Annotated in this window: 9 protein-coding genes and 1 tRNA gene; all 10 read right to left on the reverse strand. The window is 59.7% G+C overall.

Annotated features, from left to right (window positions below):
- Positions 1-367: 367 nt before the first annotated feature.
- On the reverse strand, positions 368-4609 hold the full coding sequence (rpoC, locus tag GCT13_RS44710; protein ID WP_152768109.1) for a DNA-directed RNA polymerase subunit beta': 4242 nt from the start codon (positions 4607-4609) through the stop codon (positions 368-370).
- Positions 4610-4630: 21 nt separating this feature from the next.
- Positions 4631-8737 carry a DNA-directed RNA polymerase subunit beta gene (gene rpoB, locus GCT13_RS44715; protein WP_152768110.1) on the reverse strand — a complete coding sequence of 1369 codons (4107 nt, stop codon included), beginning with the start codon at positions 8735-8737 and terminating at the stop codon, positions 4631-4633.
- A 370-nt stretch (positions 8738-9107) separates the two neighbouring features.
- Positions 9108-9485 carry a 50S ribosomal protein L7/L12 gene (rplL, locus tag GCT13_RS44720; protein ID WP_152768111.1) on the reverse strand — a complete coding sequence of 126 codons (378 nt, stop codon included), beginning with the start codon at positions 9483-9485 and terminating at the stop codon, positions 9108-9110.
- 75 nt (positions 9486-9560) lie between these two features.
- On the reverse strand, positions 9561-10058 hold the full coding sequence (rplJ, locus tag GCT13_RS44725; protein WP_321575034.1) for a 50S ribosomal protein L10: 498 nt from the start codon (positions 10056-10058) through the stop codon (positions 9561-9563).
- Positions 10059-10360: 302 nt separating this feature from the next.
- The gene (gene rplA / locus GCT13_RS44730) at positions 10361-11059 is read right to left on the reverse strand and encodes a 50S ribosomal protein L1 (protein WP_090873966.1); all 699 of its coding nucleotides are present in this window, start codon (positions 11057-11059) and stop codon (positions 10361-10363) included.
- Entirely contained in the window at positions 11060-11491 is a 432-nt protein-coding gene (gene rplK / locus GCT13_RS44735) for a 50S ribosomal protein L11 (protein WP_090873965.1), read from the reverse strand. It abuts the gene before it with no gap.
- Between the two features lie 153 nt (positions 11492-11644).
- Positions 11645-12202, reverse strand: a complete 558-nt coding sequence (gene nusG / locus GCT13_RS44740; protein WP_007578364.1) for a transcription termination/antitermination protein NusG — start codon at positions 12200-12202, stop codon at positions 11645-11647.
- A gap of 1 nt (position 12203) precedes the next feature.
- Positions 12204-12584: a preprotein translocase subunit SecE gene (gene secE, locus GCT13_RS44745; RefSeq protein WP_012402206.1), complete on the reverse strand. Its 381-nt coding sequence runs from the start codon at positions 12582-12584 to the stop codon at positions 12204-12206.
- A gap of 35 nt (positions 12585-12619) precedes the next feature.
- Positions 12620-12695 (reverse strand) — tRNA-Trp (locus GCT13_RS44750).
- A gap of 62 nt (positions 12696-12757) precedes the next feature.
- A partial coding sequence (locus tag GCT13_RS44755; protein ID WP_456093730.1) for an EF-Tu C-terminal domain-related protein occupies positions 12758-13055 on the reverse strand: 298 nt, incomplete at its 5' end.

A 13055-nucleotide genomic window follows, 5' to 3' on the forward strand; every position in this document is an offset into this window, starting at 1 on the left:
CCCTTTCAGGCACAAGGCGAGATCTCCCCAGGTAAGAACGCACTCCTTCATCGCACAACCGCCGCATCTACGCCACTTCGCCTTGATCACGGGAGCTTCGCGGTTACGTGCCCGCTCGCCCTGCTCGGCAGCGCCTTCTATACGGTTCTTGTCCATCGGCTCGCGATTTACGCTCCACGCTTCCTCCCCACACTCGGTCACCCTCATGCAGTTGCGCTTCACTTCATTTGCCGTGATCAGCTTATGGCGGGACTTCCACCCGCAGGAGTGCGCCCATGCTGGGCGCACACGAAAAAAAAACCGCCCGGTCGAAACCGGGCGGTTTTGCCAACTTCGCCGGACATGGCGGCTTGCGCCGCCGGCCAGCTTACTCGTTGGTGTGCGGCGTTTGCTCGGCGGCCGGGTTTTCCGGCGTACCGAACTCGAAGGCCTCTTCGGCAGCGATCTGGTCGAAACGCTCGCGATCCGCCAGTTCCTTCGTCTTGCGTGCCTTGTGGAACGCGAGACCCGTACCGGCAGGAATCAGACGGCCGACGATCACGTTTTCCTTCAGGCCACGCAGATCGTCGCGCTTGCCCATGATGGCCGCTTCCGTCAGCACGCGGGTCGTTTCCTGGAACGATGCCGCGGAGATGAACGAGTCGGTCGACAGCGACGCCTTCGTAATACCCAGCAGGATGTTCTCGTACGTTGCCGGACGCTTGTCTTCCGCGATCATGCGGTCGTTTTCGTCCAGCATGTCCGAACGCTCGACCTGCTCGCCCGGGATGAAGCGCGTATCGCCGTTATCGGCGATCTGCACACGACGCAGCATCTGACGCACGATCACTTCAATGTGCTTGTCGTTGATCTTCACGCCCTGCAGACGGTACACGTCCTGCACTTCGTCCACGATGTAGCGCGACAGCGCTTCGATACCCTGCAGACGCAGGATGTCGTGCGGATCCGCCGGCCCGTCGACGATCATTTCGCCCTTGTTGACGACCTGACCATCGTGCACCAGAACCTGCTTTTCCTTCGCGATCAGGAACTCGTGCTGATTGCCTTCGAGGTCCGTGATAACGAGACGCTGCTTGCCCTTCGTGTCCTTACCGAACGACGTCGTACCCGTGACTTCCGCCAGGATACCCGCATCCTTCGGCGAACGCGCTTCGAACAGTTCCGCCACACGCGGCAGACCACCCGTAATGTCACGCGTCTTCTGCGCTTCAGTCGGGATACGTGCAAGCACTTCACCCACCTGAACCTGCTGACCGTCCTTCACGGTAATCAGAGCGCCGACCTGGAAACCGATCTGAACCGAGTGCTCCGAGTTCGGAATCTTCACTTCGTCACCGTTCGCGTCGAGCAGCTTCACCTGCGGACGCACGCTCTTCGAAGCTTGCGAACCGCGACGCTTCACGTCGATCACGACCAGCGTCGAGAGGCCCGTCACGTCGTCGATCTGCTTCGCGACCGTCACGCCTTCCTCGACGTTTTCGAACTTCACCGTACCGCCCCACTCGGTGATGATCGGACGCGTCAGCGGATCCCACGTAGCCAACTGCGTGCCGGCCTTGATCTGCGCACCATCGAGCTGCAGCAGCGTCGCGCCGTACGGCACCTTGTGACGCTCGCGCTCACGGCCGTGATCGTCGGTGATCATCGCTTCGCCCGAACGCGAGATGACGATCTGCTCGCCCTTCGCATTCGTGACGTAACGCATCGTCGACGTGAAACGCACGGTACCGTTCGACTTCGCTTCGACCGACGACGCCACTGCCGCACGCGATGCCGCACCACCGATGTGGAACGTACGCATCGTCAGCTGCGTGCCCGGCTCACCGATCGACTGGGCGGCGATAACGCCCACCGCTTCGCCGACGTTCACGAGCGAGCCACGGCCCAGGTCGCGGCCATAGCACGACGCGCACAGACCGTAACGCGTTTCGCAGGTGAGCGGCGTGCGCACGCGCACTTCGTCGATACCCAGACGCTCGATGTCTTCGACAGCCGTTTCGTCGAGCAGCGTGCCCGATTCGTACAGCGTCTCTTGCGTTTCCGGATTGACGACGTCAGCCACGGCGACGCGGCCGAGAATACGGTCGCGCAGCGCTTCGACGACTTCACCGCCTTCGACCAGCGCCTTCATCGCCACGCCGTTCGACGTGCCGCAATCGTCTTCGACCACGACGAGATCCTGCGTGACGTCCACCAGACGACGCGTCAGGTAACCCGAGTTTGCCGTCTTCAGTGCCGTATCAGCCAGACCCTTACGTGCGCCGTGGGTCGAGATGAAGTACTGCAACACGTTCAAGCCTTCGCGGAAGTTCGCCGTAATCGGCGTCTCGATGATCGAGCCGTCCGGCTTCGCCATCAAGCCGCGCATACCGGCCAGCTGACGAATCTGCACTGCCGAACCACGCGCACCCGAGTCGGCCATCATGTAGATGGAGTTGAACGACTCCTGACGCGTTTCGTTGCCGTCGCGGTCCACGACGGGTTCCGTCGACAGCTGCTCCATCATCGCCTTGCCGACCGCTTCCGACGTCGCCGACCAGATGTCGACCACGTTGTTATAGCGTTCCTGCGCGGTGACGAGGCCCGACATGTACTGACGGTCGTATTCCTTCACCTTCTTCGCGGCGTCGCCGACGATCTGTTCCTTCTGCGGCGGCACAAGCATGTCGTCGACGCAGATCGAAATGCCGGCGCGCGTTGCGAGGCGGAAACCCGACTGCATCAGCTGGTCGGCGAAGATCACCGTTTCGCGCAGACCGCAGCGGCGGAACGCCGTGTTGATCAGACGCGAAATTTCCTTCTTCTTCAGCGGCTTGTTCAGCACCGAGAACGGCAGGCCCGGCGGCAGGATTTCCGACAGGATCGCGCGGCCGACGGTCGTCGCGTACAGCGAGATCTTCGGCACGAATGCCGGCGCGCCTTCCGACTTGTCTTCGTTGTGGACCATTTCGGTGATCCGCACGTTGACGCGCGAGGCCAGCTCGACTTCCTTGTTCTCATAGGCGCGCAGCACTTCCGACACGCCCGTGAACGACATGCCTTCGCCCTTGCCGTTGATCGCTTCACGCGTCGCGTAATACAGGCCGAGCACGATGTCCTGCGACGGCACGATCGACGGATCGCCGTTGGCCGGGAACAGCACGTTATTCGACGCCAGCATCAGCGTGCGCGCTTCCATCTGCGCTTCGAGCGATAGCGGAACGTGAACAGCCATCTGGTCACCGTCGAAGTCGGCGTTGAACGCCGCGCAAACGAGCGGGTGCAGCTGGATTGCCTTGCCTTCGATCAGCACCGGCTCGAAAGCCTGAATGCCGAGACGGTGCAGCGTCGGCGCACGGTTCAGCATCACCGGATGCTCGCGGATCACCTCTTCGAGGATGTCCCACACCACGGGCGTCTGGTTCTCGACTTCCTTCTTCGCTGCCTTGATGGTCGTCGCGACGCCCATCACTTCCAGCTTGTTGAAGATGAACGGCTTGAAGAGCTCGAGCGCCATCAGCTTCGGCAGACCGCACTGGTGCAGCTTCAGCGTCGGGCCGACCACGATGACCGAACGGCCCGAGTAGTCGACGCGCTTGCCCAGCAGGTTCTGACGGAAGCGGCCGCCCTTACCCTTGATCATGTCGGCGAGCGACTTCAGCGGACGCTTGTTCGCGCCCGTCATCGCCTTGCCGCGACGGCCGTTGTCGAGCAGCGAATCGACGGCTTCCTGCAGCATCCGTTTTTCGTTGCGGACGATGATTTCAGGCGCCTTCAGTTCGAGCAGACGCTTCAACCGGTTGTTACGGTTGATCACGCGGCGATACAGGTCGTTCAGGTCGGACGTCGCGAAACGGCCGCCGTCCAGCGGAACCAGCGGACGCAGTTCCGGCGGCAGCACGGGCAGCACTTCGAGAATCATCCACTCGGGCTTGATGCCTGAGCGCTGGAAGGCCTCGAGCACCTTCAGGCGCTTCGCGTACTTCTTGATCTTCGCTTCGGAACCCGTGTTCTTCAGTTCCGAGCGCAGCGTTTCGACCTGCTCGTCGATGTTGATCGCGCGTAGCAGTTCGCGCACGCCTTCCGCGCCCATTTCAGCGCGGAATTCGTCGCCGTACTCTTCGACCTTGTTGTAGTAATCCTCTTCCGTCATGATCTGACGCGCCTTCAGCGGCGTCATGCCCGGATCGATCACCACATACGCTTCGAAGTACAGCACGCGCTCGATGTCGCGCAGCGTCATGTCGAGCACCATGCCCAGACGCGACGGCAGCGACTTCAGGAACCAGATGTGCGCGACAGGCGAGGCCAGTTCGATGTGGCCCATGCGTTCGCGACGCACCTTCGCGAGCGTCACCTCGACGCCGCATTTCTCGCAGATCACGCCACGGTGCTTCAGGCGCTTGTACTTGCCGCAAAGGCATTCGTAGTCCTTGATCGGACCAAAAATCTTCGCGCAGAACAGACCATCCCGCTCCGGCTTAAACGTGCGGTAGTTGATGGTTTCCGGCTTCTTCACTTCGCCGAAGGACCACGAGCGGATCTTGTCGGGCGAGGCCAGACCGATCTTGATCGCGTCAAAAACTTCTTCCTGTTGGACTTGCTTGAATAGATCGAGCAGAGCTTTCATTGCTTTCTCTCCGTAGTCCGATTAGTTGCGATCGAGGTCGATGTCGATACCAAGCGAGCGGATTTCCTTCACCAGCACGTTGAAGGATTCCGGCATGCCCGCGTCGATCACGTGATCGCCCTTGACCAGGTTCTCGTAAACCTTGGTCCGGCCTGTCACGTCGTCCGACTTGACCGTCAACATTTCCTGCAGCACATACGATGCGCCATAGGCCTCGAGCGCCCACACTTCCATCTCACCGAAGCGCTGACCACCGAACTGCGCCTTACCACCCAGCGGCTGCTGCGTGACCAGCGAGTACGGGCCCGTCGAACGCGCGTGCATCTTGTCATCGACCAAGTGGTGCAGCTTCAGGTAGTGCATGTAGCCGACCGTCACCGTACGTTCGAAGGCTTCACCCGTGCGGCCGTCGTACAGACGCACCTGATTCTTCGACTTCGTCATGCCGAGGTTCTGCGCGATGTCGTCCGGGAAGGCCAGGTCCAGCATGCTGGACATTTCGTCTTCCGTCGCACCGTCGAACACCGGCGTCGCGAACGGCACGCCTTCGCGCAGGTTCTTCGCCAGTTCGAGGATCTCGTCGTCGGAGAAGCTTTCGAGCTCTTCCGCGCGACCCGACTCGTTGTAGATCTTGGTCAGGAACGTGCGCACTTCTTCGATCTTCGCCTGACGCTGCAGCATTTCGCCGATACGCCAGCCCAGACCCTTCGCGGCCCAACCCAGATGCACTTCGAGAACCTGACCCACGTTCATCCGTGACGGAACGCCGAGCGGGTTCAGCACGACGTCCGCGGGGCGGCCATCGGCCATGTACGGCATGTCTTCGATCGGCACGATCTTCGACACGACACCCTTGTTACCGTGACGGCCTGCCATCTTGTCGCCAGGCTGCAGGCGACGCTTCACGGCGAGGTAGACCTTGACCATCTTCAGCACGCCCGGCGGCAGTTCGTCGCCTTGCGTGAGCTTCTTGCGCTTCTCTTCGAACGCAAGATCGAACTGGTGACGCTTCTGTTCGATCGAGTCCTTGATCGCTTCGAGCTGAGCCGCTGCTTCTTCGTCCGCGAGGCGGATGTCGAACCAGTGGTAGTGATCGAGATCTTCCAGGTAGGCCTGTTCGATCTTCGTGCCCTTCGCGAGCTTCTTCGGACCGCCGTTCGCGACCTTGCCGACGAGCATACGTGCGAGACGCTGGAACGCGTCGCCTTCCACGATACGCAGCTGGTCGTTCAGGTCGAGACGATAGCGCTTCAGTTCATCGTCGATGATCTGTTGCGCGCGCTTGTCGCGCTGAATGCCTTCACGCGTGAACACCTGCACGTCGATCACGGTGCCGCTCATGCCCGACGGCACACGCAGCGACGTGTCCTTCACGTCCGATGCCTTCTCGCCGAAGATCGCGCGCAGCAGCTTTTCTTCCGGCGTCAGCTGGGTTTCGCCCTTCGGCGTGACCTTGCCGACCAGCACGTCGCCTGCTTCGACTTCCGCGCCGATGTACACGATGCCCGACTCGTCGAGACGGCCGAGCTGCACTTCAGCGAGGTTCGAAATATCGCGCGTGATTTCTTCCGGTCCGAGCTTCGTGTCGCGAGCCACGACGTTCAGTTCTTCGATGTGGATCGACGTGTAGCGATCGTCCGCAACGACCTTCTCCGAGATCAGGATCGAGTCTTCGAAGTTGTAGCCGTTCCACGGCATGAACGCGACCAGCATGTTCTGGCCGAGCGCCAGTTCACCGAGGTCAGTCGAAGCGCCGTCAGCCAGCACGTCGCCGCGCGCAACCTTGTCGCCGACCTTTACGATCGGACGCTGGTTGATGTTCGTGTTCTGATTCGAACGCGTGTACTTGATCAGGTTGTAGATGTCGACACCAACGTCACCCGCAACCGCTTCGTCGTCGTTCACACGAATCACGATACGGCCCGCGTCGACGTAATCGACCACACCGCCGCGCAGCGCCTGCACGGTCGTGCCCGAGTCGACGGCCACCGTACGCTCGATGCCCGTACCGACGACCGGCTTCTCCGGACGCAGACACGGCACAGCCTGACGCTGCATGTTCGAGCCCATCAGTGCGCGGTTCGCGTCGTCGTGCTCGAGGAACGGAATCAGCGATGCCGCCACCGACACGATCTGCGACGGCGCCACGTCCATGTACTGGATGCGGTCCGGCGTGACCATCAGCGTTTCGCCCGCTTCACGCGACGAGACGAGTTCGTCGGTCAGCGTGCCATCTTCGGCCACTGCCGCGTTCGCCTGAGCGATCACATAACGGCCTTCTTCGATTGCCGACAGATAGTCGATCTGATCCGTGACCTTGCCGTCCGTGACCTTGCGATACGGCGTTTCGAGGAAGCCGTATTCGTTCAGGTGCGCGTACAGAGCCAGCGAGTTGATCAGACCGATGTTCGGGCCTTCCGGCGTTTCAATCGGGCACACGCGGCCGTAGTGGGTCGGGTGCACGTCGCGGACTTCGAAGCCAGCGCGCTCGCGCGTCAGACCGCCCGGGCCAAGAGCCGACACGCGGCGCTTGTGGGTGATCTCCGACAGCGGGTTGGTCTGGTCCATGAACTGTGACAGCTGCGACGAACCGAAGAACTCGCGAATCGCCGACGAAATCGGCTTCGAGTTGATCAGGTCGTGCGGCATCAGGTTTTCGCTTTCGGCTTGGCCGAGGCGTTCCTTCACAGCGCGTTCGACACGCACGAGACCGGCGCGGAACTGGTTCTCCGCCAGTTCGCCGACGCAACGCACACGACGGTTGCCGAGGTGGTCGATGTCGTCCACTTCGCCCTTGCCGTTGCGCAGCTCGACGAGGATCTTGATGGTCGCGAGGATGTCGTCGTCCTGCAGCGTCATCGGGCCGACGATTTCATCACGGCCGACGCGGCGATTGAACTTCATACGACCCACCTTCGACAGGTCGTACGCTTCTTCGCTGTAGAACAGACGGTTGAACAGCGCCTCGACGGCTTCTTCCGTCGGCGGCTCGCCCGGACGCATCATGCGGTAGATCGCGATACGCGCGGCCATCTTGTCGGCCGTTTCGTCGATACGCAGCGTCGACGAGATGTACGGGCCCTGGTCCAGATCGTTCGTATAGAGCGTCTGGATGTCCTTGATCTTCGCTTCGCGCAGCTTGTCGAGCACGCCTTCCGTGACCTCGTCGTTCGCGTTCGCGATCACTTCGCCCGTTTCGCCGTCGACGACGTTCTTCGCCAGCACGCGGCCGAGCAGATAGTCTTCGGGAACCGAAATGAACTTGGTCTTCGCATTATCGAGATCGCGAATGTGCTTCGCGTTGATGCGCTTGTCCTTCTGGACGATGACGTTACCGTCGCGATCCGTAATGTCGAAGCGCGCGACTTCGCCACGCAGACGCTCCGGCACGAACTCCATCTGCGCGCCTTCCGGCATCAGCGTGAAGTTGTCGAACACGAAGAAGTTCGCGAGGATCTGTTCCGGCGTCAGGCCGATTGCCTTCAGCAGGATCGTAACGGGCATCTTGCGGCGACGGTCGACGCGGAAGTACAGCACGTCCTTCGGATCGAATTCGAAGTCGAGCCACGAGCCGCGGTAAGGAATGATACGTGCCGAGAACAGCAGCTTGCCGGAGCTGTGCGTCTTGCCCTTGTCGTGTTCGAAGAACACGCCAGGCGAACGGTGCAGCTGCGACACGATCACACGTTCCGTGCCGTTGATGACGAACGAGCCGGTCGGCGTCATGAGCGGAATTTCGCCCATGTACACTTCCTGCTCTTTCACTTCCTTGACGACGGGCTTGCTCGGCGATTCCTTGTCGAGCAAAACCAGACGCACCTTGGCACGCAGCGCCGAGCAGTAAGTCAGACCGCGCTGCTGACATTCCTTGATGTTGAATGCCGGCGAAGACAGCATGTAGCTGACGAACTCTAGACGAGCGAAGCCGTTATGCGAAACAATTGGGAAAACCGAGGTGAACGCAGCCTGCAGACCTTCCGGTTTGCGCTGCGCCGTTGGCACTTCTGCTTGCAGAAACGTGCTGAATGATTCAAGCTGGGTAGCCAGCAGGAAAGGTACTTGGTGAACGATGGGGCGCTTCGCGAAACTCTTGCGAATGCGCTTCTTCTCGGTGAAGGAATATTGCATACGATCTCCGAATCACGGCGGGCATTGTTGTCGAGGCGGGATACCTTGATGTGACAACCCGAGTGTTCACCGACTGAGACCCGTTGGCCGTCCGATGGCTTGAACGAGCCTAGAAGCTTGGTGGTTGGCCGCTACCAACCGCTGGCTGACGGCAGCGGATGCCTGTGTTGCCCGCTACCCGACCAAACTTGCCTTCTGCAGTCGCTTCAGAAGACAAAGAGAAGCGCCAGTCGATCTTGCCGAACGACGATTCTCTTTGGCTTCTGGGTGGACATTTTTGCCGATGCAAGCATGCAAAAACGTCGTTCCCACAAAGCACAAAAAGGCCGGCGGTGGGAAAACCGCCAGCCTTCGCACAGCGTGCTGAAAATTACTTGATTTCAGCCTTCGCGCCTGCGTCTTCCAGCTTCTTCTTGGCTTCTTCAGCAGCAGCCTTGGGCACCGCTTCCTTCACGGGCTTCGGTGCGCCGTCGACCAGGTCCTTCGCTTCCTTCAGGCCCAGGCCCGTCAGTTCGCGAACAGCCTTAATCACTGCAACCTTGTTGCCGCCTGTTTCGGTCAGAACAACCGTGAATTCGGTTTGCTCTTCAGCAGCAGCAGCGCCGCCGCCTGCGCCTGCGGGACCAGCAACTGCAACAGCGGCAGCCGACACGCCAAACTTCTCTTCGAACGCCTTAACCAGCTCGTTCAGTTCCAGAACCGACATCGCGCCTACGGCTTCGAGGATGTCTTCTTTTGCGATTGCCATTTGAAATACTCCTAAATTGAATTCGGATACAGCCAGCGATCAATTACGCCCGACCGAAGTGCGTCGATGCACTGCTTACGCAGCCTCGCCTTGCTTCTTTTCTGCCAGCGCGGCCATAGCGCGCGCAAAGCCAGAAACAGGCGCTTGCATGACGAACAACAGCTTGGAGAGCAGTTCTTCGCGGCTCGGGATGTTGGCCAGCGCTTGCACGCCTGCCTTGTCCATCACCTTGCCTTCGTACGAACCAGCCTTGATGATCAACTTGTCATTGCTCTTGCCGAAGTCGTTGACGACCTTAGCAGCAGCAATTGCATCTTCCGAGATGCCGTAGATCAGAGGACCGGTCATCTGCTCAGCCAGCGGAGCAAACGGGGTATCTTCGACAGCGCGACGCGCCAGCGTGTTTTTCAACACGCGCAGATACACCTGTTGCTCACGCGCTTTCGCGCGCAGCTTGGTCAGATCGCCAACCGTGATCCCACGATACTCGGCCAGAACCATGGTCTGAGCTTTCGCGACTTGCGCCGAAACCTCAGCCACTACGGCCTGCTTACCTTCTTTGTTCAGTGGCACGGTTAACCTCCAGATTCGATGCACTGGGCATATGCTTCGTGCATCGCGTTCAACAACGGCGTCCGACCAGTCAGGAGTATTTCAACCATCCGAAGTCCGCATGGCTGCGGGAATCAAACGGCATCATCACTTCAAAACTTTTTCGGGTTCGCCATCTGCGTTGGCTTGAATTAAGGAAATGCCCGACTACTGCACTTCCACCAACGGTCTTTGACAACCGGCCGCTCGATTCAGACTGCAATCTCGCGACCGCCCAAAGCCCTTAAATCCGCCCCGACCTTTCGGACGAGGCGATTAAAACTTTACTGTGCTGCCAGCGTAGCCTGGTCAACACGTACGCCAACACCCATGGTGCTCGACAGTGCAATCTTCCGCAGGTACACGCCTTTGCTCGTAGCCGGCTTCGCCTTTTGCAGCGCTTCGACCAGTGCGCTCAGGTTCGAACGCAGAGCCGTCGGCTCGAACGATGCACGGCCGATCGTTGCATGGATGATACCGGCCTTGTCAACGCGGAACTGAACCTGACCCGCCTTCGCGTTCTTCACTGCCGTCGCGACGTCCGGCGTAACCGTACCGACCTTCGGGTTCGGCATCAGGCCGCGCGGGCCGAGAATCTGACCCAGCGTACCGACGACACGCATCGTATCCGGCGAAGCGATCACGACGTCGAAGTTCAGGTTACCGGCCTTGACCTGCTCAGCCAGATCTTCCATGCCGACAATATCTGCACCAGCTGCACGAGCCTGTTCGGCCTTTTCGCCTTGCGCGAACACTGCAACGCGAACCGACTTACCGGTACCTGCCGGCAGAACGACCGAACCACGAACCACCTGATCCGACTTCTTCGCATCGATACCCAGCTGCACTGCGACGTCGATCGACTCGTCGAACTTCGCGCTTGCGCATTCCTTCACGAGCGACAGGGCTTCATCGATCGCGTACAGCTTCTGACGATCGACCTTGTTTGCAAATGCTTGCAGACGCTTCGAAAGCTTAGCCATTTACACGCCCTCCACGGTGATGCCCATCGAGCGGGCGCTACCAGCGATCGTACGGACCGCTGCGTCCAGATCAGCTGCCGTGAGGTCCGGCATCTTGGTCTTGGCGATTTCTTCGGCTTGAGCGCGCGTGATCTTGCCGACCTTATCGGTGTGCGGCTTGCTCGAACCCTTGTCGATTTTCGCTGCCTTCTTGATCAGAACCGTAGCCGGCGGCGTCTTCAGGACAAATGTGAAGCTCTTGTCTGCGAATGCGGTAATAACGACCGGGATCGGCAGACCCGGCTCCATCGCTTGAGTCTGCGCGTTGAACGCCTTGCAGAACTCCATGATGTTCAAGCCGCGCTGACCCAGTGCCGGACCAACCGGCGGCGACGGATTGGCTTTACCTGCAGGAATCTGCAGCTTGATAAAGCCGACAATTTTCTTTGCCATGTTGATAAACCTCTTTAGAACGCGATTGCGTTCGGTGAGTAGTAGCGCGCCTTCGTCCTGCTTCTGACTACCGACGCTCCTCAACGGCCGTTACGCGGACCGTAAGCGCGAAAGACGAATCGCGCCGTCTGGCGCGATCCGCAAAAAACTTATCTACAGCTTTTCGACCTGGCCGAATTCCAGCTCGACCGGTGTAGCGCGGCCGAAAATCGTCACAGATACACGGACGCGCGACTTTTCGTAGTTCACTTCCTCGACGCTGCCGTTGAAGTCCGTAAAAGGACCATCCTTCACGCGAACCATCTCGCCGACTTCGAACAGGGTCTTCGGGCGCGGCTTTTCCACGCCTTCCTGCATCTGCGACATGATCTTCTCGACTTCCCGCGGAGAAATCGGGCTCGGACGATTGCGCGCACCGCCCACGAAACCCGTCACCTTCGCCGTGTTTTTCACGAGGTGCCAGGTTTCGTCTGTCATTTCCATCTCGACGAGCACGTAGCCCGGAAAGAAACGACGCTCTGTCACCGATTTGTGACCACCCTTCACCTCGACGACTTCTTCAGTCGGAACGAGAATCTGGCCAAACTTGTCCTGCATGCCAGCACGCTCAATGCGCTCTTGAAGCGCACGTTGCACGCTCTTCTCCATACCGGAGTAGGCGTGCACCACGTACCAGCGTTTTCCACTCGGGGATGCCGGAATATCACTCATATCATTTCCAACCCAGAATCGCCGAGAAAATCGCCCACTCGATGGATTTGTCACAAATCCAGAGGAACACCGCCATGATCAGTACAAAGCCGAAAACTACCAAGGTCGTTTGGCTGGCTTCTTTGCGCGTCGGCCAGACAACCTTGCGAACTTCCTTGTACGAATCTTTGGCGAATGCGATAAAACCCTTGCCGGGCGCTGAGAGAAGACCGACTGCGACGCCTGCGATCAGCCCGACGGCCAGAGCAGCTCCGCGGACGTACCACTCTTGGCCATTCAGCCAGAAGAACCCCACGAACCCGGCCAAGACCAACAATACGCCAGCGACAAGCATCAGCTTGTCGCTGGAAGTATTAACAGTTTCGACGGAAGGATTCGCCATAACACCTTAACGAGCATCGCATGCGACGCGAGAGTTGGCAGGGGCAGAGGGAATCGAACCCCCAACCTTCGGTTTTGGAGACCGACGCTCTGCCAGTTGAGCTATACCCCTAAACCATTGGGGTCGGCAACATTGCCAACCCCGAAACAACCGATCAACGAGGACTAGCTGGCTTACTCGATGATCTTGGCAACGACACCGGCGCCGACGGTACGGCCACCTTCGCGGATGGCGAAGCGCAGACCTTCTTCCATCGCGATCGGCGCGATCAGCTTGACCGTGATCGACACGTTGTCGCCCGGCATCACCATTTCCTTGTCCTTCGGCAGCTCGATCGAGCCCGTCACGTCCGTCGTACGGAAGTAGAACTGCGGACGGTAGTTGTTGAAGAACGGCGTGTGACGGCCGCCTTCGTCCTTGCTCAGCACGTACACCTCTGCCGTGAAGTGCGTGTGCGGCGTGATCGAACCC

It is taken from the genome of Paraburkholderia franconis, from assembly GCF_009362735.1.
Taxonomy (GTDB): domain Bacteria; phylum Pseudomonadota; class Gammaproteobacteria; order Burkholderiales; family Burkholderiaceae; genus Paraburkholderia; species Paraburkholderia franconis.

Excerpts from the sequence above, each read along its gene's own strand:
- rpoC (WP_152768109.1), bottom strand. The coding sequence starts at position 4,609 with ATGAAAGCTCTGCTCGATCTATTCAAGCAAGTCCAACAGGAAGAAGTT.
- rpoB (WP_152768110.1), bottom strand. The coding sequence starts at position 8,737 with ATGCAATATTCCTTCACCGAGAAGAAGCGCATTCGCAAGAGTTTCGCG.
- rplL (WP_152768111.1), bottom strand. The coding sequence starts at position 9,485 with ATGGCAATCGCAAAAGAAGACATCCTCGAAGCCGTAGGCGCGATGTCG.
- rplA (WP_090873966.1), bottom strand. The coding sequence starts at position 11,059 with ATGGCTAAGCTTTCGAAGCGTCTGCAAGCATTTGCAAACAAGGTCGAT.
- rplK (WP_090873965.1), bottom strand. The coding sequence starts at position 11,491 with ATGGCAAAGAAAATTGTCGGCTTTATCAAGCTGCAGATTCCTGCAGGT.
- nusG (WP_007578364.1), bottom strand. The coding sequence starts at position 12,202 with ATGAGTGATATTCCGGCATCCCCGAGTGGAAAACGCTGGTACGTGGTG.
- secE (WP_012402206.1), bottom strand. The coding sequence starts at position 12,584 with ATGGCGAATCCTTCCGTCGAAACTGTTAATACTTCCAGCGACAAGCTG.